Source organism: Staphylococcus sp. HMSC069D12, assembly GCF_001810405.1.
GTDB lineage: Bacteria > Bacillota > Bacilli > Staphylococcales > Staphylococcaceae > Staphylococcus > Staphylococcus haemolyticus.
The window spans coordinates 460830-486082 of the sequence record NZ_KV801108.1 but is presented as its reverse complement, the minus strand read 5'-3'; the positions used below and the strand labels follow the sequence as shown (position 1 = coordinate 486082).

Annotated in this window: 24 protein-coding genes; 2 read left to right on the top strand and 22 right to left on the bottom strand. The window is 33.6% G+C overall.

What is annotated here, in order from left to right; genetic code table 11:
• Positions 1-3: 3 nt before the first annotated feature.
• Genes rlmN through HMPREF2737_RS08100 form a run of 4 tightly spaced genes read right to left on the bottom strand, consistent with a single transcriptional unit; the run spans position 4 to position 3817 of the window.
• Complete coding sequence (rlmN, locus tag HMPREF2737_RS08115; protein WP_011275982.1) at positions 4-1098, bottom strand: dual-specificity RNA methyltransferase RlmN; 1095 nt, start codon at positions 1096-1098, stop codon at positions 4-6.
• Position 1099: 1 nt separating this feature from the next.
• Positions 1100-2407, bottom strand: a complete 1308-nt coding sequence (gene rsmB / locus HMPREF2737_RS08110; RefSeq protein WP_037552322.1) for a 16S rRNA (cytosine(967)-C(5))-methyltransferase RsmB — start codon at positions 2405-2407, stop codon at positions 1100-1102.
• Entirely contained in the window at positions 2404-3336 is a 933-nt protein-coding gene (fmt, locus tag HMPREF2737_RS08105; protein ID WP_037552389.1) for a methionyl-tRNA formyltransferase, read from the bottom strand. Before fmt ends, rsmB begins: the two co-directional genes overlap by 4 nt.
• Positions 3329-3817 (bottom strand): peptide deformylase, encoded by a 489-nt coding sequence (locus HMPREF2737_RS08100; RefSeq protein WP_037552324.1) that lies wholly within the window; start codon positions 3815-3817, stop codon positions 3329-3331. The genes fmt and HMPREF2737_RS08100 overlap by 8 nt, the downstream gene beginning before the upstream one ends.
• A gap of 177 nt (positions 3818-3994) precedes the next feature.
• Between HMPREF2737_RS08100 and HMPREF2737_RS08095 the strand changes: the two genes are divergently transcribed.
• Complete coding sequence (locus tag HMPREF2737_RS08095; protein ID WP_037552326.1) at positions 3995-4198, top strand: TM2 domain-containing protein; 204 nt, start codon at positions 3995-3997, stop codon at positions 4196-4198.
• A 62-nt stretch (positions 4199-4260) separates the two neighbouring features.
• Here the strand turns inward: HMPREF2737_RS08095 and priA are convergent, their stop codons facing one another.
• From priA to gmk, 4 genes are all read right to left on the bottom strand, one after another.
• On the bottom strand, positions 4261-6669 hold the full coding sequence (priA, locus tag HMPREF2737_RS08090; protein WP_037552327.1) for a primosomal protein N': 2409 nt from the start codon (positions 6667-6669) through the stop codon (positions 4261-4263).
• Positions 6669-7868, bottom strand: coding sequence for a bifunctional phosphopantothenoylcysteine decarboxylase/phosphopantothenate--cysteine ligase CoaBC (gene coaBC / locus HMPREF2737_RS08085; RefSeq protein ID WP_037552330.1), 1200 nt, complete (start codon positions 7866-7868; stop codon positions 6669-6671). The genes priA and coaBC overlap by 1 nt, the downstream gene beginning before the upstream one ends.
• Positions 7869-8030: 162 nt before the next feature.
• A complete protein-coding gene (gene rpoZ, locus HMPREF2737_RS08080; RefSeq protein WP_037552333.1) occupies positions 8031-8243 on the bottom strand; it encodes a DNA-directed RNA polymerase subunit omega in 213 nt (70 codons plus the stop codon).
• On the bottom strand, positions 8243-8866 hold the full coding sequence (gene gmk, locus HMPREF2737_RS08075) for a guanylate kinase (RefSeq protein WP_037552335.1): 624 nt from the start codon (positions 8864-8866) through the stop codon (positions 8243-8245). Before gmk ends, rpoZ begins: the two co-directional genes overlap by 1 nt.
• Before the next feature lie 158 nt (positions 8867-9024).
• On the opposite strand from gmk, the gene HMPREF2737_RS08070 reads away from it, so the two are divergent.
• Entirely contained in the window at positions 9025-10722 is a 1698-nt protein-coding gene (locus HMPREF2737_RS08070) for an Rqc2 family fibronectin-binding protein (RefSeq protein ID WP_037552337.1), read from the top strand.
• A gap of 77 nt (positions 10723-10799) precedes the next feature.
• On the opposite strand, the gene HMPREF2737_RS08065 is transcribed toward HMPREF2737_RS08070, so the two are convergent.
• The 14 genes from HMPREF2737_RS08065 to HMPREF2737_RS08000 all read right to left on the bottom strand — a co-directional run bounded on the left by HMPREF2737_RS08065 (position 10800) and on the right by HMPREF2737_RS08000 (position 24986).
• Entirely contained in the window at positions 10800-11204 is a 405-nt protein-coding gene (locus HMPREF2737_RS08065) for a VOC family protein (RefSeq protein ID WP_037552339.1), read from the bottom strand.
• Positions 11205-11539: 335 nt separating this feature from the next.
• Complete coding sequence (locus tag HMPREF2737_RS08060; RefSeq protein ID WP_037552341.1) at positions 11540-11770, bottom strand: hypothetical protein; 231 nt, start codon at positions 11768-11770, stop codon at positions 11540-11542.
• 27 nt (positions 11771-11797) lie between these two features.
• Positions 11798-12406 (bottom strand): orotate phosphoribosyltransferase, encoded by a 609-nt coding sequence (gene pyrE, locus HMPREF2737_RS08055; protein ID WP_070650051.1) that lies wholly within the window; start codon positions 12404-12406, stop codon positions 11798-11800.
• A 1-nt stretch (position 12407) separates the two neighbouring features.
• Positions 12408-13100 (bottom strand): orotidine-5'-phosphate decarboxylase, encoded by a 693-nt coding sequence (gene pyrF / locus HMPREF2737_RS08050; protein WP_037552345.1) that lies wholly within the window; start codon positions 13098-13100, stop codon positions 12408-12410.
• A gap of 96 nt (positions 13101-13196) precedes the next feature.
• Positions 13197-16370, bottom strand: coding sequence for a carbamoyl-phosphate synthase large subunit (gene carB / locus HMPREF2737_RS08045; RefSeq protein WP_037552347.1), 3174 nt, complete (start codon positions 16368-16370; stop codon positions 13197-13199).
• Entirely contained in the window at positions 16363-17463 is a 1101-nt protein-coding gene (locus HMPREF2737_RS08040) for a carbamoyl phosphate synthase small subunit (RefSeq protein ID WP_037552349.1), read from the bottom strand. The genes carB and HMPREF2737_RS08040 overlap by 8 nt, the downstream gene beginning before the upstream one ends.
• Positions 17464-18738, bottom strand: a complete 1275-nt coding sequence (locus HMPREF2737_RS08035) for a dihydroorotase (RefSeq protein ID WP_037552351.1) — start codon at positions 18736-18738, stop codon at positions 17464-17466.
• Between the two features lie 3 nt (positions 18739-18741).
• Positions 18742-19635, bottom strand: coding sequence for an aspartate carbamoyltransferase catalytic subunit (locus HMPREF2737_RS08030; RefSeq protein WP_037552354.1), 894 nt, complete (start codon positions 19633-19635; stop codon positions 18742-18744).
• Positions 19636-19667: 32 nt separating this feature from the next.
• Complete coding sequence (locus HMPREF2737_RS08025; RefSeq protein ID WP_037552357.1) at positions 19668-20978, bottom strand: uracil-xanthine permease family protein; 1311 nt, start codon at positions 20976-20978, stop codon at positions 19668-19670.
• A gap of 232 nt (positions 20979-21210) precedes the next feature.
• Positions 21211-21738 carry a bifunctional pyr operon transcriptional regulator/uracil phosphoribosyltransferase PyrR gene (gene pyrR, locus HMPREF2737_RS08020; RefSeq protein WP_037552359.1) on the bottom strand — a complete coding sequence of 176 codons (528 nt, stop codon included), beginning with the start codon at positions 21736-21738 and terminating at the stop codon, positions 21211-21213.
• 448 nt (positions 21739-22186) lie between these two features.
• Positions 22187-23104, bottom strand: coding sequence for an RluA family pseudouridine synthase (locus HMPREF2737_RS08015; RefSeq protein WP_037552361.1), 918 nt, complete (start codon positions 23102-23104; stop codon positions 22187-22189).
• An 11-nt stretch (positions 23105-23115) separates the two neighbouring features.
• Positions 23116-23592 carry a signal peptidase II gene (lspA, locus tag HMPREF2737_RS08010; RefSeq protein ID WP_037552363.1) on the bottom strand — a complete coding sequence of 159 codons (477 nt, stop codon included), beginning with the start codon at positions 23590-23592 and terminating at the stop codon, positions 23116-23118.
• A gap of 115 nt (positions 23593-23707) precedes the next feature.
• Complete coding sequence (locus tag HMPREF2737_RS08005) at positions 23708-24187, bottom strand: CHAP domain-containing protein (RefSeq protein ID WP_037552365.1); 480 nt, start codon at positions 24185-24187, stop codon at positions 23708-23710.
• A 4-nt stretch (positions 24188-24191) separates the two neighbouring features.
• The gene (locus HMPREF2737_RS08000; protein WP_037552367.1) at positions 24192-24986 is read right to left on the bottom strand and encodes a VOC family protein; all 795 of its coding nucleotides are present in this window, start codon (positions 24984-24986) and stop codon (positions 24192-24194) included.
• Positions 24987-25253 lie beyond the last annotated feature (267 nt).

Below are 25253 nucleotides of genomic sequence, written 5' to 3'. Positions count from 1 at the left end.
TGATTACCTCGTTTCTACTTGTCGTTCCTTCGCTCTTAATTGTCCACATGCTGCGTCAATATCTGATCCTTGTTCTCTTCTAATTGTAGCATTAATACCTAATCGTTTTAGTTCTTTTTCAAATTTAAAAATATCGTCTTTAGGTGTTTTGACGTAATTTCGTTCTGGAACATGATTAACTGGGATTAAGTTAACATGACAATTCAAATCTTTAATAAGATGTGCTAAATCACGTGCGTGCTCTAGTTGATCATTTACGCCACCGAACAATCCATATTCAAATGTCACACGGCGATTTGTTTTTTCTTGATAATATTTGATTGCTTCCATTAATTTATCTACATGATATGCTCTGTTAATCGGCATTAATTTAGATCGAATTTCATCTTTAGCTGCATGCAAACTTACGGCAAAGTTAATTTGAATGTCTTCTTCGGCAAAATCATAAATACGTGGAATAATACCTGATGTTGAAACTGTAATATGGCGTGCACCGATGTTTAAACTATTGTCATCATTAACAATACGTAAGAAATCCATCATTTCATCATAATTCTCAAAAGGTTCACCAATTCCCATTATAACAATTTGGGATACACGTTCATCAGTTGCATCTAATGCTTTTTGAACTGTTAAGACTTGTGAAACAATTTCTCCTGCTTCTAAATTACGTTTTAAGCCTCCTAATGTTGAGGCACAGAATGTACAACCGATACGACAACCAACTTGAGTTGTCACACAAACTGAATTTCCATAGTCATGACGCATTAATACAGTTTCAATAGTATAGCCATCTTGTAGTTCAAATAGGAATTTAATTGTTCCATCTTTACTTTCTTGTTTAACAACAGTAGTTAAAGTTGTCATTGCAAAATTATCTTTTAAAACTTGACGCAAATCTTTGGATAAATTTGTCATGTCATCAATGCTATCTACGCGCTTTTGATATAACCATTCAAATATTTGTTTGGCTCTAAATTTTTGTTGGCCGTGTTCTACTAACCATTCTTGCATTTCATCATATCTTAATGAGTAAATCGACTGTTTTTCAAAATCAGGCAAGAATTTATTTTTCTTCTTTTTTTCAGTAGTTATCATCTTAACTTTCCTTTCTTTTTATTTTAGTGATGAAAAAGCCATCCGAATTAAAGTCTTGGGGTAGAATTTGTATTGTCTTCACTTGTTCACCGGTAACTGGGTGAGTCATAAGTTCAAATTCGAAGTCTTTATTATTTTTTAAAAATGTATAAATAACATTTTCATTTTCAAGTTGTTCAATAGTGCATGTTGAATAAACTAGTGTACCACCAGGTTTCAAGTTATCTTTCACATTGTCTAATATCTCTAACTGTAATTCAACTAAGTCTTGAATATCTTGTTGCGTTTGAACATATTTAATTTCTGGCTTGTGTCTAAGCACACCTAAACCACTACACGGTGCATCGACGAGAATTTTGTCATATACATCTTTGTAAGGTTTTGTTGCATCATGATCAAAAGCTTTAATGTTATTAAGTTGTAACTTTACAATATTATCTTTTATTAAACCAATTTTATGCTTATGGATATCTGTAGCATCCACGTGACCACTTGGCGCCAATAACTCAGCTATGTGACACGCTTTACCTCCAGGTGCACTACAAGCATCTAAAATAACATCATTTTCTTCAACGCCCATCAAATATCCTACAAACATTGAGCTTTTATCTTGAATAGAAATATTACCATTCTTAAAGTTTAAAGATTCAATAATTGGACGCCCTTTTAGATGTAAACAATATGGAATCAATTCATCGACTTTAACTTCATATCCTTCACCTTGCAAACTTGACACAACGTCTTCAACTTTATTTTTACTTGTATTAACACGTACTGTACCCGCAGTTTGATCAAAAAATGATGATGCAATCTTTCGTGTCGTTTCAACACCATAGTGCGTAATCCAATGTTCAATAATCCACTTTGGAATACTATATTCAATGGCCATACGCTGCTTATCATTCTTAATAGATTCTAAACTTGGCAATTCACTTCTAAAGATTGTTCTCAATATTGCGTTTACAACATTACCGTTATGAGGGCCCCCACGATGCTTTGCAATATTTACTGCTTCGTTGATGATGGCATGATTCGGTACTTTATCTAGATAAATATATTGATATAAACTCATCCATAACAGTTGTCTTACCCAACTTTTTATTTTAGTCTTCACAAAAGGTCTAAGATAGAAATCCAATGTCATTTTTCTCTTTACTGTCCCATATACGAGTTCAGTATATAAAGGTTTATCGATATTTGAAACATTACCAGCAGATAAAACTTCATTGATTCTCAGATTACTGTATGCATAGTCATTAAATATTTCTTGAATTGTTTGAAACGCTAATTCTCTCACTGATTGTGTCATTTTAATATTTTCCCAACTAGCGATTCTTGTACACCGCTTAAATAATTTGATGCCAACATACGTTTCTTGCCAGCTAATTGAATATCTGTTAAAGCAATTGCATCATCTGATCCTGTAGCAACAACAATTGACTTTTTAGTCGTCTCTATGATCTCACCAGGTTGACCTTTTTTATTACTGACGATATGTGCTGCATATAATTTTAAATTTGTATCATCCATAGTTGTATAACCAACTGGCCATGGTGATAAGCCACGAATATGATTATGAATATCTTTTGCATTCATAGTCCAATCAATTCTTTCATCTTCTCTGCTAATATTTGAAGCGAATGTTGCTTGTGCATCATCTTGTGCAATACTATCATTCGTGCGATTTACAATTGAAGGTAGCGTTTCTTTTAGTAGTTTAGCACCGAGTACACTAAGTTTATCATGCATCGTACCTACATCGTCATTATCTTCAATATTAATAGCTTTTTGTGAAATAATATTTCCTGCATCTAGCTTTTTAACCATATACATGATCGTGATTCCTGTTTGAGCTTCACCGTCTATTATCGCTTGATGTATTGGTGCGCCACCGCGATACTTTGGTAATAATGATGCATGAACATTAATTGCACCTAACTTAGGTAATTGTAATAACTGTTCAGGCAATAACTGTCCGAAAGCTGCAGTAACAATTAAATCGGGCTCTAACTGTAATAGTTGCTCCAATTCATCAGATTGATTTAATTTTTCTGGTTGAAACACAGGTAAATTGTGTTCTTCAGCCACTCGTTTAACAGGTGGTGGCGTTAATACCCGTTTACGTCCAACTGGTCTGTCGGGTTGAGTCACGACTGCTATGACGTCATGCTCTTCGATTAACATTTCCAATACTTTAGTTGAAAAATCAGGTGTCCCCATAAATATCACTTTAGTCATTTTCAAAATACGCCTCCACTTCTTCATCTGTTAATAAATGCTGTGCACGTTTTGTAAATGGTATACCATTCATTTGATCGATTATATGCAGTATCATTCTAGCTACATCGTCATATGCAGTTAGTTCAATCGTATTACCTTCTAAATCATTCGCTTCAATTGCAATCATTTTACTACGTTCGACTTCTCCATATATACCCGGTAAATTTACAGACCCTTCAAGATCGATTATTTTATCATTAGATTCTGATTTGATTTTAGGATTGATTAGTTGCAATAATCCTTCAAATTCCATATCAATGATAGCTACTTGTTTACTTATGCCGATTTGAGGCGCACATAAAGCTGAGGCCTCTTCTGCATATAATGTGTCTTCCAAATCTAATAATAAATCTTTTAATTTAGCATCATACGCTTTAATAGGTTGTGCTTGTTTAGTTAATACAGGATGCGTTGACTGGACTAATTTTTGTATCGCCATTAAATATGCTCCTCTTGAAAAATTCATCATATAATTATAACTTAATTCACTTTGAAATGCGATCTTAGTCTTAAATTTAGGCACTTCAATCTGTTTTAATTGCTTTTATTTTCTGTACCTTTAAAATATACATTAAGGATACCAATAAATACAATATTTAACAGTGGAGGTGTAAATATGGAAGTAAATAAAATTATATACATTGTGCTCGCATTCTTTTTAGGCGGTTTCGGCGTTCATAAATTTTATGCAGGTAAAACAATTTCAGGACTTTTACACTTGGCCTTTTTCTGGACAGGAATTCCACACATTATTGCAATTATAAGTGGCGTCTTAACTTTATTAAGACCAGCTGATGAAAACGGAAATGTTGTAATGTAATTAAAGTAAAAGAGTTACGCAATTTAGGAATCCATCCCTAATAATTGCGTAACTCTTATTTTTTACATTAATATTTGCGGATTAATGTCTATTTTTAATGCTAGCTTATCCTTTAAATAAGCTTCATGATAATAATCATCTAAAAATTGAAGTGCTTTCAGTAATTCTGGTTCGCTCTTATATTTAACTAAAATTTGAAAACGATGTTCATTGTTAATTCGTGCGATGGCTGCTGGAGATGGCCCTAAAACTAACGCGCGATCTGTTAGATGTTGCAATAAAATTTGATGAATATGTTTAGAGGCCTCCATCACTTTTTTCATATTTTTATGAGATATCGTAAAATTAATTAAGAAATAGTATGGTGGGTATTTACCTATCTTTCTGAATTCCATCTCTTTTTGATAAAAGGTTAGGTAATCGTTCTTTTGAACATCTTCAATAGCATAGTGTTCTGGATTGTATGTTTGAATAATAACTCTACCCGGTTTATCATGACGACCAGCTCTTCCAGCTACCTGCGTTAATAGTTGATACGTTCGTTCACTAGCACGGAAATCAGGTAGATTTAACATTGTATCTGCGTTCAAAACACCTACTAGTGTAATATTGGGATAGTCCAACCCTTTTGCAATCATTTGTGTGCCTAATAAAATATCGCCCTTACCTTCTTCAAATTCAGTAAGTAATTTCTCGTGAGCACCTTTTCTAGAAGTTGTGTCAACATCCATTCGTATAATACGCGCTTCTTCAAATTCTTGTTGCAAGATTTCTTCTACTCGTTGTGTACCAGTCCCTACTTGACGTATATGCGAACTCTCACAATTAGGACACTTATTCGGAGGCATCTCATGATAACCACAATAATGACATTTTAATTGGTCCGTAGACTTATGATAGGTTAATGAGATATCACAGTGTGGACATTGTGGTACATAACCACAATCTCGACATAACATAAATGATGCATATCCTCGACGATTAAGAAATAATACGATTTGCTCATTTTTACGTAATCGTTCTTCAATAGCCTCTCGTAATTCAATAGAAAACATCGAACGATTGCCAGCGCTTAATTCTTCTCGCATGTCAACAATATCTATTGAAGGTAAAGCCTGTTGATTAACCCTTGTAGGTAACGTTAGTAGCTGATACACACCTTTTTCAGCGCGCGCATATGATTCTAAACTTGGTGTTGCACTTCCTAAGACTAGAGGACATTGATGAAATTGACTTCTCCATTCAGCAATATCTCTCGCGTGATAACGGGGATAATCCTCTTGTTTATACGTTGATTCATGCTCTTCATCTATAATGATAATTCCTAAATTTTTAAAAGGGGCAAAAATACTTGAACGAGCTCCAACACTAACACGGGCTCTACCATCTCTAATCTTTTGCCATTCATCATACCGTTCACCATTAGATAAGCCAGAATGTAATACTGCTACATCATCACCAAAACGACGCTTAAATCGTAAAACCATTTGAGGTGTTAATGCAATTTCAGGGACTAACATCATTGCTTCCTTACCTTTATTAAGTACTTCTTCAATAGTTTGCAAGTAAACTTCAGTTTTACCTGAACCTGTCACGCCATGTAGTAAGAATGTTCGTTGTTCACTATTATTAATTTTCTCTTTAATATTTTCATAAGCAATACGTTGTTCTGAAGTCAGTTCTCGTTTCTCTTCTTGTTCAAACACTCGATTAGCAAAAGGATCACGCTCTACTTCAGCATTATATTTTTCGATAAAACCTTTTTTAACTAATCCGTCAATACTTGATTTAGAAAAACCCATTTCTTCCATATCTTTTAAAAAGACAGTTTTATGGCGCTCATCTAGAAGGTAAGCATATACATCATATTGTTTGATTTTTTTCTCAAGTTTAGCAAGGACTTCATCTGGATGATATCCATCTATAATACGTACAGCTTTCTGTGTTTTCTTTTTAATATTTTGAGATAATAGGGTTACTTCTTTTACAGTCCCAGCCTTTAAGAGTTTATTTAAAATAGGAAGATGGTCATTTTTTTGAGCATCTTTATACTTATATTGACCGTCGGAATCAAAAAATTTTAGCAACTGCTCATCCATATCATTATGTTTCACAACTTCAAAGACTTTTGTATATTTAGCTTTGATAGCACTCGGTAACATGACCTCTAATACAGAAATACTTTTTGATACATGATAATGGCTAATCCATTCACTTAATTGAATTAATTCAGAAGTTAATTCAGGTTTTATATCTTGGACTTCTTTGATTTCTTTAAGTTTTTCAAGATTAATATCATCACTTGGTTCGGTTTCAATATTCATTACGTATCCTTGAATTGTACGAGGACCGAATGGAACTACAACTCTGACGCCAACTTGAATAAACGCTTCTAAATTTTTGGGTATAAGATAATCAAATTTGAAGTCAACGCTCTTAGAAGGAATATCTACTATTACCTTTGCAATCATTATTGCCACCTAGTTTCTAATTCATCTAAAATTTGTTCAGCTAATTGAACTTTTTTGCCTCTCTTAATATTAATCATTTCTTTACTTTTAAAATGCATTGTCAATTCATTATCATCTGATTTAAAACCAATCGTCTTGTCACCTACATTATTTGAAATAATGACATCTGCATTTTTTCGTTTTAACTTATCTTGTGCATATGCTTCTATATTTTGCGTTTCAGCAGCGAACCCAACTAAGTATTGTTGTCCTTTATGTTCACCTAAATATTTAAGAATATCTTTAGTACGTTTAAACGTCACAGCTAAAGTGCCATCTTGCTTTTTCATTTTATGATCTAATACCTCCATTGGCGTATAATCTGAAACAGCTGCTGCTTTAATAACTATATCTTGTTTATCAAAACGTGTCGTCACCGCTTCAAACATTTCCTCTGCACTTTCAATATGAACAACATCTATATCAATCGGATCAGTTAGTTGTGTTGGTCCAGTTACTAATGTAACGTGAGCACCTCTATTTCTTAACGCCTCAGCTAAAGCGTAACCCATTTTTCCAGAAGAACGATTTGATACAAAACGAACTGGGTCAATCACCTCGACTGTTGGTCCAGCTGTCACTAACGCATGTTTACCTTTAAATGAACTCTCTTCTTTTATCTTTTGAGAATTGAAAAAATCATTCAGAACTTTGACAATCTGCGAAGGTTCTTCCATTCGTCCTTTAGCAACATAACCACACGCTAAATAACCATCCCCAGGTTCAATAAAGTGATATCCATCTTGCATTAAAACTTTAATATTATGTTGCGTGCGGTTGTTCTCATACATATGTACATTCATTGCTGGGGCAATAAACTTTGGCGTCTCAGTAGCTATCAAGGTTGATGTCAAAATATCATCTGCGATTCCCACACTTAATTTAGCTATCACATTGGCAGTAGCTGGGGCAACTACAATCGCATCTGCCCAATCACCTAGTGCGATATGTTGAATTTCTTGTGGATTCTCTTCCTTAAACGTATTAGTATATACTGGATTTCTACTAATAGCTTGGAAAGCGAGTGGAGTAACAAATTCTTGAGCATGTTCTGATAACATCACGCGTACATCATAACCGGCTTGTGTTAATTTGCTCGTTAAATCTATTGCTTTATATGCTGCAATACCACCTGTAACAGCTAATAAAATGTGTTTCATAATCGTATTTCTCCCTTTTACTATCTCGATTATTAATCATAATTTATATTAAATTTATTATACACAAATTAAACGTTTAATTAAAAAGACACATCTTATTGAAAAGTGGTTATACTTAAATCAATAAGATGTGCATATGAAAAATTATATTTAATTCGTTTTTTACATTGTGAATTCATCAGAAACTACTGGTGTAATTTTACCTCCAGCAATCTCTTCTAACGCTTCACCAACAGGTTTAGCTGAATGATATCCACTTAATAAAGCAGTTTCAGGTCTTTCATCTAATTCACGTGCACGCTTAGCTGCAGTCGTAGCAATTAAATATTTAGAATTAATTTTAGATTGTAACTGGTTTAATGGTGGGTTTAACATTATTTTTTTGCCTCCAATAACATTTTTCTATATATAGCTTCAACACGTTCGCGTTTTAAGTGTTCTGCTTCAACAATTGATTGAATACGTTTTTTCGCTAAATGGACTTCATCGTTTACCACAACATAGTCATAGAGATTCATCATCTCTACTTCTTTACGTGCTTCATTTACTCTGGATTGTATCTTCTCGTCTGATTCAGTGCCACGTCCAACTAAACGCTCTTTCAAATGATCTAAGCTAGGTGGTGCAAGGAAGATAAATAATGCATCTGGAAATTTCTTTCTTACTTGTTTGGCACCCTCTACTTCAATTTCTAAGAACACATCATGTCCAGCAGCCATCGTATCCTTAACATATTGAACAGGTGTACCATAGTAATTTCCAACGTATTCAGCATATTCAATAAATTGATCTTCCTGAATTAAAGCTTCAAATTCTTCTTTCGTCTTAAAAAAGTAATCTACACCATCAACTTCACCTTCACGCATATTTCGTGTCGTCATTGAAATAGAGTACTTATATGATGTAGTTGGATCATCAAATATCTCTTTGCGAACAGTTCCTTTGCCAACTCCTGAAGGACCTGAAAGAACAATTAGTAATCCTTTTTCATTATCCATGCCTTACGACCTCTCTAAGCTATTCTTCTATTATTTAAATATAATATCATATTGTAGTTAAAATTGTATAGAGTATGCAACATAAACTTAAATCATGACGCTATCATTCTACCATGTTACAATATACTGAATGATTAAATTGAAGGTGGAAATTATTTATGGCATATGATGGCTTATTCACTAAAAAAATGATTGAATCAATACAGTTTTTAGTATCAGGACGAATTCATAAAATCAACCAACCTGAAAATGACACTATCCTTATGGTTATACGTCAAAATCGCAAAAATCATCAACTATTACTATCCATACACCCTAGTTTTTCAAGAATGCATATTACGACTAAAAAATATGATAATCCATTTGAACCACCAATGTTTGCTCGTGTTTTTAGAAAGCATCTAGAAGGTGGCATTATTAAAGCTATACGTCAGATTGGCAATGACCGACGTATTGAAATCGATATTGAAAGTAAAGATGAAATTGGTGATACCATTTACCGCACGGTTATCTTAGAAATCATGGGTAAACATAGTAACTTGTTACTTGTTGATGACAATTACAAAATAATTGAAGGGTTTAAACATTTAACCCCTAATACCAATCAATATCGTACTGTTATGCCAGGATTCAAATATGAAGCGCCACCTACTCAAAACAAATTGAACCCTTTTAATATAACAGGCGAAGAAGCATTAAAATATATAGATTTCAATAGTGGTAAAATTGCGAAACAATTATTAAACACTTTCGAAGGCTTTAGCCCACTCATTACTAATGAAATTGTTAATCGCTATCAATTTATGACAATGGAAACACTACCTAAAGCATATGACGAAGTTATCAACCAGACATTGAAAACACCCGTCCCTATTTTCCATAAAAATCATGAAACTGGAAAAGAAGATTTTTATTTTATGAAATTAAAGCAATTTCATGATGACATGGTTGAATATGAGTCCTTACATGAATTATTAGATCGCTACTATGATGCACGTGGTGAAAGAGAACGCGTTAAACAACGCGCAAATGATTTAGTTCGATTTGTGCAACAACAATCTCAAAAATATCAGCATAAATTAAGTAAACTAATTGATGAATATGAAAGTACTAAAGATAAAGATAAGCAACAACTTTACGGTGAATTAATTACCGCTAATATTTATCGCATTAATCAAGGTGATGACGCTGTAAGTGTATTAAATTACTACACCAATGAGGAAATAACGATACCTTTGAATCCTACTAAATCACCATCAGTTAATGCGCAATATTACTACAAGCAATATAATCGTATGAAAACACGTGAACGTGAATTAGATCATCAAATTCATTTAACACGTGAAAACATAGATTATTTTGCAAATATTGAACAACAATTAGATCATATTACAGTTGATGAAATTGATGATATTCGCGATGAATTAGCAGAACAGGGATTTATGAAGCAACGTAAAAACATCAAAAAGAAAAAGAATGATAAAATTCAACTTCAAACATATATCTCTACGGATGGCGATACTATATTAGTAGGTAAAAATAATAAACAAAATGATTATTTAACTAATCGTAAAGCTCAAAAGTCTCATATATGGTTCCATACAAAAGATATTCCAGGTTCACACGTTGTCATTTTGAATGATGCACCAAGTGAAGAAACGATTAAAGAGGCAGCTATGTTAGCTGGTTATTTCTCAAAAGCGGGTAATTCTGGTCAAATTCCCGTAGACTACACAGAAATAAGAAATGTTCATAAACCTTCAGGCGCTAAACCTGGGTTTGTAACTTATGACAATCAAAAAACATTATTTGCAACTCCAGATTATGACAAAATCCAAAGTATGAAAGTCAAATAAGAACGACAAAATAACTATATAATAAAGAATAGGATTAGAACCAAATGCATTTATACATTCGGTCCTAATCCTATTTTTTATTTTTCAGGTAACGCGAGTTGAAAACTAACGCCAAATTTATCTTGCACCCATGCAAATTCGCGGAATGGTGGCATTGCAGTTTTAGGCATCAATATAGCGCCTTCTTTCTTCAAACCATTAAATAGTCGTTCCATTTCCATGGCATTATCAACAGTTATATATAAAGAAATGGATGGATTCATCGGTAAATCTTCTCCATTATCAGCATCGATTGCCATAAATACTTGTCCATTCAACGTAAATATAGAATGTTGTACTGTTCCAGGAACGCCTGGTCCCTCTTCACCATACTTCACCATAGTTAAAATTTCACTGTTTTCAAATAGACTCGTATATAAATTCACAGCTTCTTCTGCTTGATTATTAAACATTAGAAATGTTGTTATTTTCGGTATTTCCACAATAATTCCCCTCTCTATATTTTTAATACTTATTTTAGACTAATTTTAATTATTTTGAAAAAATTTGAATATTTGATTCTTTTAATCTAAATTTTTGACTTATACTATTTTCAAGTTAAAATTAAACTAAAGTTCAATTGGAGGCTTTCTAATATGATGCATCTTATTATACCGATTTTATCTATGATTATTGTCTTACTTATCGGATGGGTACTAATTAAAATTTTTATTCGCTAATTTATTGTTTTATATTTTCTTTATTAAAATAAAACCGTGGTATATAAGACTACTTTTTAACTATATGTGAAAAAGAGTTAGTCATATATACCACGTTTTTAATCTAATTTACCTTTTTGTCTTAACGTTTCTTTAGCTTTTTTAAAGAAATCACTCGTATGGATAAATGAATCCATACTCACTTTTGACTGAGTTCCACTCATTTCTCTAATACTATTGTCAATCGACATTATGTTATCCGGGGATTTAAAATCTTCTTCTCTATATAGGAATTCGTTAACATGTTTCATATTGTTATAGAAACGATTGGCCTCACTATCGGTCATCATAATCAATCCCCCTTTTGACATACCATATTACAAGTTATCTCTCCATTCAACTAAAGTCTGTATATCATTCTCAGAAATTTTTCCTTCTTCAGGAGCCACTTCAATTAACTCATTATAATTACTTAGTGTATAAAATGGAACATCAATTTCATTAAACATGTCATCTGCTTTCTTTAAACCATAAGTGAAAATGGCAACGACACCTAAAACATCAGCACCAGCATCCTTTAAAGCTTCAACTGCTGTAATTGAAGATCCACCTGTAGAAATTAAATCTTCTACTACTACCACTTTATTCCCTTTACTTACTGCTCCTTCAATTTGATTTTGTTTACCATGACTTTTACTTTTAGAGCGAACATAATTCATAGGTAAATTTAACTTTTCAGAGATGTAAGCGGCATGAGGAATACCTGCTGTGGCTGTACCAGAAACAATATCTACGTCACCAAATTGTTCAATAATCATTTGACTTAATCCATCACGAATGGCACGTCGCACTTCAGGATAACCTAATGTTACACGGTTATCACAGTAGATAGGAGATTTGATACCCGAACTCCATGTATATAAGTCATTCGGAGATAATGTTACCGCTTCAATATCTAATAAAGATTTTGCTATTTCTTTAGCCATATTAACCTAACCAACTTTCTTTAATAGTATGATAACTTCCCACAGGATTCTCGCTTTGGGTTATTGGTCGCCCAACTACGATATGTGTTGCCCCTAATTGTTTAGCATCTTCAGGTGTAGTAATACGTTTTTGATCATTTACAGCTGCCCCTTGTGGTCTAATACCTGGTGTGACTTTTAAGAAATTAGAACCTAATTTGTTTGTTAGCAATTCTGCTTCAAGTGGAGAACAAACCACACCATCTAAACCAGCTTGTTGTGTTAAAGTAGCATAGTTTAACACTGCTTCTTTAATCGTCGTCTGAATGTTTTGTTCATTACGTAGCATTTCTTCTGTTGTAGATGTTAATTGCGTCACAGCAATGATTTTTGTATCATTACTATATTTATGCAACCCCCTTACTGCGGCTTTCATCATGTCTGTACCTCCAGCTGCATGCACATTAACTAAGTCTACATCTAACTTTCCTAAGCCTTCCATTGCTTTTTCAACTGTGTTTGGAATATCATGTAGCTTCAAATCTAAGAATATGTCATGGCCACGAGATTTAATCGATTTAATCAAATCTGGCCCCGCTTGATAGAAAAGTTCCATTCCAATTTTCACGAAAAGTGGTTCATCAAATTGGTCCAAGAATGTATTAACTTTATTTGCTGATTCGAAATCCAATGCTATGATAGGTAAATCTTTCATATTATAGCTCCTTTGAAAACGAACGACTTGGTCGTCATAATCAGTTTAAAAATATTCACTGACATATAACGCCCTTGTCGTTCTCAAGTTGTAAATCTACATAGTTCTCATTGAAAATGTCATACTTTCAATTACATTAGTTAAAGCATTAGCCGTATCTAATGAAGTTAGACATGGCACACCATTCTCAACTGTTGTACGACGAATTTGGAACCCGTCTCTTTCTACTTCTTTACCCTTAGTCATCGTATTAATGACAATTTGTACATCGCCATTTTGTATACGTGTTAATAAATCATCGTCGCCACCAATTTTGCCTACAACTTCAACTGGAATGTTGTCTTCTTTTAATTTTTCTGCAGTACCTTGAGTTGCTAAAATTTTATAGCCTACTTCATTTAAACGGTGTGCTATTTTAACAATTTCATCTTTATCTTTATCACTTACTGTCATAAGAACAGTACCGTGATCTTTAACTTCTACACCACTACCTGTTAATCCTTTGTAAAGTGCTTTTTCTAAAGTTAAATCTTTACCCATAACTTCACCGGTAGATTTCATTTCTGGTCCCAATGTCACATCAACATTTTTTAGTTTATTAAAACTAAATACTGGTGCTTTAACGAACACACCCTCTGAATAAGGTTGTACACCTTGTTTATAGCCTAAGTCTTTAAGACGAGTACCCATAATAGCTTGCATAGCTAGTTGTGCCATTTGATTATCGGTAATTTTACTTAAGAACGGTACGGTACGACTTGCACGAGGGTTTACTTCTAATACGTAAACACCGTCATGTGCAATAACAAACTGAATATTAATTAGACCAACGATGTTTAACCCTTTTGCTAATTTGATAGTATATTCCTCTAGCGTATCGATATCTTCTTGACTTAACGTTTGAGGCGGATATACAGCTATTGAGTCACCACTATGCACACCAGCACGTTCTATATGTTCCATAATACCTGGAATGATAACTGTTTCTCCATCTGAAATTGCATCGACTTCTATCTCTTTACCTGTTAAGTATCTATCAACTAACACTGGGTGCTCAGGGCTAGCTTTAACAGCTTGCTCCATATAGTTTTCTAATTCTGCCTCGCTACTTACAATTTCCATTGCGCGACCACCGAGCACATAAGATGGTCTTACAACTACAGGATAACCAATTTCACGTGCATTCGTTAGTGCCTCACTTGGAGAAGTTGCAGTCTTACCTTTAGGTTGAGGTACATCAATCGTATGCAATAGCGCTTCGAATTCTTTTCTATCCTCAGCACGATTTAAATCTTCTAAAGACGTACCTAATATTTTGACACCATGTTTAGCTAGTTTATCTGCTAAGTTAATTGCTGTTTGACCACCAAATTGAACTACAACACCTTTAGGTTGTTCTAAATTAATAATGTTCATCACATCTTCTTCAGTTAGCGGTTCAAAGTATAACTTATCTGAAATTGAAAAGTCAGTAGATACTGTTTCAGGGTTATTATTCACGATAATTGCCTCATATCCAGCATTTTGAATTGCCCATACAGCGTGTACAGTAGCATAGTCAAATTCTACCCCTTGTCCAATACGAATAGGACCTGAACCAAGCACTAATATTTTCTCTTTATCAGTTACAATTGACTCATTTTCAGTTTCATATGTGCCATAGTAGTATGGCGTTGTTGATTCAAACTCTGCAGCACAAGTGTCAACCATTTTGTATACTGGTTTAATATTGTTATCTTGGCGTAATTGATATACTTCTGATTCTGTCATGCCGAATCGATGTGCAATTACTCTATCACTAAATCCATAATCTTTAGCATATTTAAGATATTCCAAATCTCCTGGGTGATTTTTTAATTCATGTTCAATATTAATGATATTTTGGAATTTATTTAAGAAGAAATAATCGATTTGCGTCATACTGTGTATCTCTTCAAGTGTTGTACCACGTCTAATTGCTTCACCTATAAAGAAGAGTCTTTCATCATCTTGATGACTAATGCGTTCTTTAATATAATCTAAGTCAAAACTCTCTCCATTTGGTAAACCTAAATGATGTACACCGTATTCAAGTGAACGTATCGCTTTTAATAAAGATTCTTCATATGTACGTCCTATAGCCATTACTTCACCAGTGGCTTTCATTTGAGTACCTAATTCACGTTCACCTTTTTCAAATTTATCAAATGGGAATCTTGGAATTTTGGAAATAACATAATCTAGTGTTGGTTCAAAGGCTGCATATGATGTACCTGTAACTGGGTTTAGCATTTCATCCAACGTTAAGCCCACTGCAATCTTCGCTGCTAATTTCGCTATCGGATATCCAGTTGCTTTAGATGCAAGCGCTGATGAACGAGATACACGTGGATTCACTTCAATAATGTAGTAATTAAATGAATGTGGATCTAATGCAAGTTGAACATTACATCCTCCTTCAATACCTAATGCTCTAATAACTTTTAAAGATACATCACGTAACATTTGATATTCAACATCTGATAATGTTTGACTTGGTGCAACTACGATAGAGTCACCTGTATGAATACCTACAGGATCTATATTCTCCATATTACAAACCACGATAGCATTGTCATTTTTATCGCGCATTACTTCATACTCGATTTCTTTGAAACCAGCAATTGACTTTTCAATTAAGCATTGTGTAGCTGGGCTGTAATGCAATCCATTACTCACTACTTCTTTTAATTCTTCATCATTGTAGCATATGCCACCACCTGTACCACCCATAGTAAATGCTGGACGAACGATGAGTGGATAACCTACTTCATCTTTGAATGCAAATGCTTGTCCAACAGTATTCACAATATCACTTTCAGGAACAGGTACATTCAAATCATTCATTAATGATCTAAATAGCTCTCTATCTTCTGCTTGTTGAATTGACTTTAATTCTGTACCAAGTAATTTCACATTATTAGCCTCTAATACACCACTATCATGTAATTGAATAGCCATATTTAATCCTGTTTGACCACCTAAAGTTGGTAGCAATGCATCAGGTTGTTCTTTACGTATGATACGTGCAATAAAGTCGTGTGTTAACGGTTCGATATAAACTTTATCTGCAATTTCTTTATCCGTCATAATTGTTGCTGGATTAGAATTTACTAATATGACACGGTAGCCTTCTTCTTTTAAGGCAAGACACGCTTGTGTACCTGCGTAATCAAATTCTGCAGCTTGTCCGATGATAATTGGACCTGATCCAATCACTAGAATCGTTTGTATATCGTCACGTTTAGGCATTTGCTGTTTGCTCCTTTTCTTTAAATTCTTTCATCATAGTCATAAATTCATCGAATAAATAATTTGAGTCACTTGGACCTGGTCTTGCTTCAGGATGGTATTGTACAGAGAATGCTGGCAATGTTTTATGTCTTAGTCCTTCAACTGTACCATCATTAAGTGCAATATGAGTTACTTCTAAGTCAGTATTTACCAATGAATTTTTATCGATAGCATAACCATGGTTTTGACTTGTAATATCTACTTTCCCACTACGTAAGTCTTTTACGGGATGATTAGCGCCACGATGACCGAATTTCATTTTAAATGATGTTGCACCTTGAGATAATGCAAATAATTGGTGTCCTAAGCAAATTCCAAAGAATGGAATTTTACCTAAAATACCTTTAATCATTTCTATTGCAACCTCTACAACATCTGGATCACCAGGACCATTTGATAACATAACACCATCTGGTGACATGGCTAATATTTCTTCAGCAGTGGTGTTATATGGTACTACAGTTACGTTACAGCCACGCATATTTAATTCTCTAACAATATTTTGTTTTTTACCAAAGTCTAATAAGACCACACTCAAATCTGAACCTGTTGAAACATAAGGTGTTTTAGTAGATACTGTTTCTACTTCATCACGAGGTAATTCAGTACTTTTTAATGTGTTAATTAATGAATCAATGCCATCTCGATTATCAGTAAACCCAGCTTTTAAAACACCGTGTTGTCTAATTTTACGTGTGATGCTACGTGTATCTACACCTGAAATGCCAGGTATCTTGTATTGAACAAGCACATCATGTAACGTCTTTTGGTTTCTAAAATTACTAGGATGTGTGCTTGCTTCTTTCACTACTACACCATTCAAAGTTGGTGTTAGTGCTTCGAAGTCATCTCTATTGATACCGTAATTACCGATTAATGGGTATGTGAATGTAATGATTTGACCAGTATATGAAGGGTCTGATATCGTCTCTTGATATCCAGTCATCGCTGTGTTAAATACGATTTCTCCCACAGATAAATCATTAGATCCTAATTGATACCCTTCATAATAAGTCCCATCCTCTAATACAAGATAACGTCGCTCAAGCATTTATTTATCCTCCTTAAATTTTACTTCGCCTTCTACCATTGTTAAAATTGGATTACCATAAACTTTGTAACCAATGAATGGTGTGTTGTCTGCTTTAGATAAGAAATCTTCACCTTTGATTTCACGTTCTTCATCTAAATTGATAATCGTTAAGTCAGCAAAGCAACCTTCTTCCAATTTGCCATAAGGTAAATCAAATGTTTGTGCTGGTTTAATTGTTAGGTAGTCAACTAATTGTTGTAATGACCAGTCACCATTTTTTACAAAATGCGTGTAAAGTAATGGGAAAGCTGTTTCACTTCCTACTATGCCAAATGGTGCTTTAGTCATTGGCTGTGCTTTTTCTTCTTTAGCATGTGGTGCATGGTCTGTTGCGATACAATCAATTGTGCCATCTAATAATCCTTCTAATAATGCGTCTCTATCTTCTTTACTTCTTAAAGGAGGATTCATTTTATAGATTGCATTATCCCCTGGAACATCATCTTCAGTTAACAGTAAATGATGTGGTGTAACTTCAGCCGTCACATGAATACCTGCTGCTTTAGCATCACGAATAGCTCTGACACTCTCTTTTGTCGATACGTGACATACATGATAATGACAGTTAGCTGCTTCAGCTAATAATACATCTCTCACTATTTGTACCGCTTCACAAATATTTGGAATACCAGGTATACCAAGTTCTTCACTGCGTTTACCTTGGTGCATAGCACCGCCATAAATTAAACTATTATCTTCACAATGTGCTACAACTGCTTTGTTGACCTTTGCAGCTTGTTGCATTGCTTCATACATCATTGCTGATTCCTGCACACCAACGCCGTCGTCAGTGAAAGCAAACGCACCTTGCTTTGCTAATGCATCAAAGTCAACATGTTCTTTTCCAGCTTGACGCACAGTTATTGAAGCATATGGTAATACACGGACTTGCGCATTATCTTGAATTAATTGTTGTAATCGATCCATATGTTCAACTGAGTCTGGTACTGGGCGTGTATTAGGCATTGGACATACAGTTGTGAATCCTCCACGTGCTGCAGCTTTTGTACCTGTTTCAATTGTCTCCTTATGTTCCCCACCAGGCTCACGTAAATGTACATGAACATCGATTAAACCTGGTGCTACTAAATGACCTTGTGCATCAATTACTTCAACATTTTCATCTACTTCAATGTTATTGTTAATTTCTTTGATGTGCTGACCATCTATTAAAATGGATGCTTGTTTAAGTTCACCGTTATCTAAAATTTGAGCATTTTTAATTAATTTCAATGTTTACGCCTCTTTTCCTGATAATAGTTTATTGATTACTGACATTCTTAAATACATGCCATTAGTCATTTGTTTAAAAATTCGTGCCTTTGGTGCTTCAACTAATTCATTATCGATTTCTACTCCTCTGTTAACTGGTGCAGGGTGCATTACGATTGCTTTATCTTTTAACTTATTGTATCTATTCATTGTTAAACCATATTGTTCATGGTATTCATTTGCCTCGAAATTAGCTTCTCCAGTAATACCATGACGTTCATGTTGAACACGTAATAACATGACAATATCTACTTGGTCGATGACATCATCAATTTGAACATATGGTGCATCTAATGAGTCGTCCACCCATTCATCTGGACTTGAGAACATTACATTTGCGCCTAATGAAGTTAGACTTATGAAATTACTTCGAGCTACACGTGAATTTTTAATATCACCACATATTAAAATGTTTAATCCTTCAAATGAACCGTATTCCTCATAGATTGTCATAATATCTAAAAGACTTTGTGTAGGGTGTTGGCCACTACCATCTCCAGCATTAGCAATTGGAATATTAAGATTTTCTAATTCTTCATAGTATGCATTTTGAGAATGTCTGATTACTAGTAAATCAACACCAATGCTTTCAAGTGTTTTACAGGTATCATATAGTGATTCACCTTTTTGTACTGATGATGTACTTGTTTCAAAATTAACCTCTTTCAGACCTAATTTTTGTTCTGCTACTTCAAAGCTACACTTAGTTCGAGTTGAATTTTCGAAGAATAAATTAGAAACAAACTTCCCTTCGAATTGTGGTAAGGTTTGCTTTCCTGATTTGTAATCACAAGCTGTTTGAATTAAATCGTAAATGTCCTCGTTAGATAAATGTTCCATAGATAATAAGTTATTCATAAAGCGCCTCCTGATAAATAATCCTTGTTAAATTAGTTTTTTGAATCCTGTTTTTCTTTTGGCAAAATTAAATTTAAGATAATACCTGAAAGTGCTGCTAGTGCCATACCTTCGATTTGAAGGTTTACACCTAAACCTTTTAAATTGATGAGTAAGTTACCTATACCTACAACTAAGATGACTGATGCGATTACTAGGTTGCGGTTGCTTGCAAAATCAATGTTACTTTCAACTAACATTCTTAGTCCACTTGCTGCTATAATACCGAACAATAAGATTGACACGCCGCCCATTACCGGTGTCGGTATTGAAGAAATCAACGCTGAGAACTTACCAATAAATGATAAGACAATCGCTATAACCGCTGCACCGCCAATAACATAGATACTGTAAATCTTTGTTATTGCTAGTACACCGATGTTTTCGCCGTATGTTGTGCTTGGTGGACCACCAATAATACTAGCGAACATTGTTGAAACACCATCTCCGATTATTGAGCGATGTAAACCTGGATCCTCGAAGAAGTTTCTACCTACGATTTTGTTGATAACCATTTGGTGACCGATATGCTCACTTACGGTTACGAAAACGATTGGTAACATAACGAGTATTAAACCAAGGTGAATCGATGGCACATAATCTTTAAATGGTAAATAGATATGTGGGAAGTCAATCCAGTTTGCTTTAGCAATATTCGAAAAGTTAACTAACCCCATAAAGATTGAAACAATATAGCCAACAATGATACCAATAAGTACCGGTATAAGTGATAAGAAACCTTTGAAGAACCCTTGCACAATTATTGTTACAAGTAATGTAATAAGCGCGACAACCAGATAGCTTAAATTGTACCCTTTCATATCTCCCGAGTTCTCGTACATTGCCATATTAACTGCTGTTGGTGCTAAACTTAATCCAATTACCATGATTACTGGTCCTACAACTACCGGTGGAAGTAAATGCATTAACCATCCTGTACCACTGATTTTGATTAGGATACCGATGATGACATACATTACGCCACTTGCGAATAGTGCTACTAACATGTCTCCTAAGCTATGTGTGCTTAATCCAGTAATAATTGGTGTGATAAATGCGAAACTTGATCCTAAATATGCTGGAATCTTTGCCTTAGTAATTAATATATAAAGCAATGTTCCTATACCGGATGCAAGTAAAGCAGCTGATATTGGCAAGCCAGTTAGGAATGGCACTAATACTGTAGAACCAAACATTGCAAATAAATGTTGCAAACTCAGTAGCGCCCATTGTGTTGGTTTAGGTTTGTCTTGTACGTCTAACACCGGTTTGACGGTTCGTTCAAACATTTGTTCATTTTCCATCTTTTTTCTTCCTTTCATAAAAAAAGTCTCTTTTACATTTAAATGTAAAGAGACTAAAAAATCGTAGTAAACATACAGATAAGCACTCATACTTATCGTTATCCGTATCTACGTGACAAAGCATTCAATTATAGTGAGATGGTTATTAATACTGACCATTCTATCATCATAATCCACACTCACTTTTGAATACTTTACCTTTTTCAGTCTCTCGTACTGATTTAAAAGGTCTTTATTCAATTATTACTGCATTCTGTGAATCTTTTTCGTTTAAATACACTAAAACAGATTCTTCTTTAGAAGTTGGTATGTTTTTCCCTACAAAATCTGCTCTTATTGGTAATTCTCGATGTCCACGATCTACAAGTGCGGCTAAGCCAATTTTAATCGGTCGAGAATGAAGCAAGATTGCATCTAGGGAAGCTCTAACAGTTCTTCCTGTATAAAGTACATCATCAATGATGATGACTACCTTATCGTTAATATCAGCATCAATTTCTATTGCATCTTGAGTGATTTGCTTGTTATCAATTTCAATATCATCTCGAAAATGTGTAATATCAATTGTACCTGTTGGAACTATTTTTTGTTCAATTTGATTGATTTTGTCTTGTATACGTCTTGCTAAAAATTCGCCTCTCGTTTTAATTCCGAGTAACACAAGATTTTCTGTACCTTTGTTATATTCAAGAATTTCATGTGCCATACGCGTTACAGTACGTTGTATTGCAGCTTCATCCATGATGATTCGCTCAGACATTATCTCACCTCTTAAAATTAAAAACCCTCATGCCTTTTTCAAAGACATGAGGGCAAATTAATATATACGCACATGTAATGTTAGACATTACATGATAAAGCCATTCTAATAAAACAATTCATATATTTCGCTGAATTATTTTAAGAAAGTATATAGAATTATACTCATTGTCTTTGAAGCCTCTCTGGACTCTCTTTTAAAGACACCGATTTCTTTTTTGAACTGTTACTAGCTTAAAACTTTTTGAGCTATAAGTCAATGTAATTTTTTAAAATTATCAATTGTAAATAAATAATACTTTTACTGTAGTTAATCGAATTTGTGAAATACTAAAAAATTAGACAAACTTTTTCAAAAATACATATTAAAGAATCATTGATTAAATGTGAAATTAGAAAAAATACCCACAAAGCGTTGAAACTTTGCGGGCTACCAAACTATTCTTTTCTTATGCATCTCTTAAGCGAATATCTTCTAAAAGTGTTTCAAATTCTTTAGGTAGTTCTGCTTGACGTTCAATGTATTCATGAGTAACAGGGTGTTCAAATCCTATAACACCTGCATGTAATGCTTGTCCACCAATATCAAGTGTTTTTCGTGGACCATACTTTGGATCTCCAACAAGAGGGTAACCAATATATTTCATATGTACACGAATTTGGTGAGTACGCCCCGTCTCTAATTGACATTCAATTAATGTGTAATCATTAAAATGTTCTAAAACATTAAAGTGTGTAACCGCTTCTTTACCGTTATCAACGACATCCATTGATTGTCGATCTTTCTCGTTACGTCCGATAGGCGCATCAATCGTGCCATAATCATGTGGAATATTTCCATGTACTAAAGCGGTATATTTTCTTTTAACGGATTTATCCATTAATTGTTCCACTAACCCTCTATGAGCAATATCATTTTTGGCAACCATTAATAACCCTGAAGTATCTTTATCAATACGATGAACTATACCTGGGCGAATTTCACCATTAATTCCAGATAAATCTTTAATTTGGTACATTAAGCCATTAACTAATGTACCAGAATAATGACCTGGGGATGGATGTACTACCATACCTTTGGGTTTATAAACTATCGCTACATCTTCATCTTCATAATAAATATCTAAATTTAGGTTCTCTGGCTGAATATCGGCTTCGACAACTTCCTTCTCTGTAACAATAATAAGATCATTTAATTTAACTTTATAATTAGACTTAATTACTTTTTCGTTAACTGTAACTAAATCTTCTTTAATCAAATCTTGAATTTGACTTCTAGACCATTCATTATTGAATTCAGGTAATAATTTATCAATACGCTGTCCAACAAGCTCTTGGTTTTCAATTTTAAATTCATGTGTTTTCAAATTATAGTCTCCTATTCTTTTGAATTCGAATCTTTAAGTAAGGCAATGATTATGAACAATACACCTATTGTTAAACTTGAATCCGCAACATTAAATATTGGGAAATCATATCCAAAAATATTAGTATCAACAAAATCAACTACTTCACCATTAACTAATCGATCAATAAAGTTACCTAATGCACCTGCAAATAGTAAACTTATTGCAACTTGCATAAATAGATTATACTTTGCTTCTTTAATATAAAATAGTACAAGTACGATGAGAATAACTATCGTAATAATATAAAAGAATCCCATTTTACCACTAAGAATTCCCCATGCCGCACCATTGTTTCTATGTGATGTTATGTTTAAAAAATTAGGAATAACTTTATATGAATCACTAATATTCATTGTTGTAGCAATAATCCGTTTTGTGACTTGGTCAATAATTAATATAGCGATTGCTACTATTAAAGATATGGTTATATAATATTTCTTTTTCATTCACGTGCCTCCATTCACACACTACTCTTTGACAACACTCTACATTATAGCTTACTCCTCTATATAAAAAAAGCTACAGTTACAAATAGATGATAATATTAGTAACTGTAGTTCATTATGCGTTTTCACTTTGATTTTTCTTAGGATGAATATAATTAAATTCATCTAGTTGGTATTCGTAAACTGTGCGCTTAGTAACTTCATATGGTTTACGATAATTCATATCAAAAACGGTTAACGAGCCATCATGATTAACTTTGTCTACATATGCAACATGACCATGTTGACCTTTTGGATATTGAAGGATTGAACCAACACTTGGATTATCATTAACTTTATATCCTTCTTTGCTTGCTTCATTAGCCCAATATTTGGCATCTCCCCATCTATTACTAATCATATTGCCATCTTGTCTAATTCTATCAAACACATAATAGGTACATTGGCCTTTAGCATATAAGTTTAATTTCATTGGGTTCTTTTCCCAAAAATGAATTGTCGGTTGCGTCATATCTTGATTATCAATTCCATCATATATCGCTCCACCAGTGAAAAGTGCACTTCCTAAAACCATAATAAGTATAAATTTCTTCATTAAATCACACTACTTCTATAAAATTAAATCTAAAATAAAGCCCGTCTGGACCTTTAACATCAATATGCGTTGTTTCAGGATAATAATAATCAATTAAAGCAAGACCATATGTTACGTTATTCATCACACGTTTAGTACTTGATAACCATTGATTAACAGCTAAATGATGATAGTATTGATTTGAAGACATAAAGAGTGAAAACTGATCTAAATACGCAGATGGTTCAAGTCCAAAATATCTTAAATAATAAGATTCAACCTCTGACATACGTATCGTTTTAAGTGATAAATTTCCTATTTTTGTGCCTTTAGGAATCCCTTGCCAAGTTTGTTCTGATACATTTGTTAGTAAACGTGGAACATTGATTGCTTCAATATCTAACTTTACATTTTCATTATCGTAGCCCCAGTAATCCATATCATGGTCGACATAAAACTTGTATGTATTCCCCTCTGGATCTTCAAAAAAGAGGGACGTACAAACACTTTGTTCTCCACCATTTACCGGAATTTCAAAGTCTGTCATTTGTACAAGTAAATCGGCTAAATCTGTAATATTAGGAAGCATTATACCTACATAAAATAAACCTGCTTCAGATAAAAGTGGTTCCCTACCATTTATAACTTCATTTAATGTTAAAAAATGATTTGACTGACCTATCTCGTACTGAACAGAATGATTTGTTTCTGTAATAACTTTAAATCCCAATATAGTTTCATAAAATGGTCTTAAGTCTGCTAAATTTCTAACATTTATAGTTATACCATTTACAAAATGTGAATGTTTTGAATGAAACATTATGGCCTCCTAATATTGCATTACTAAATATAACTTACTTCTTTTAATGGATGAAAAATACAATTCAATGAAAATAATACCTACTATTTTATCTTAAAATATATAAAATTTTATCAGTCTTTGTATGTATATTGCAATTTATTAACTTCTAAAGTAGTGCTTTAAAGCAGTGTCTTAGAAATTGGGTTCATTATTACACTTAAGTCGAGATGTTTGCTTAAAATTTTCACACTATGTTTTATTATTTATTTTAGAACGCCTTACACA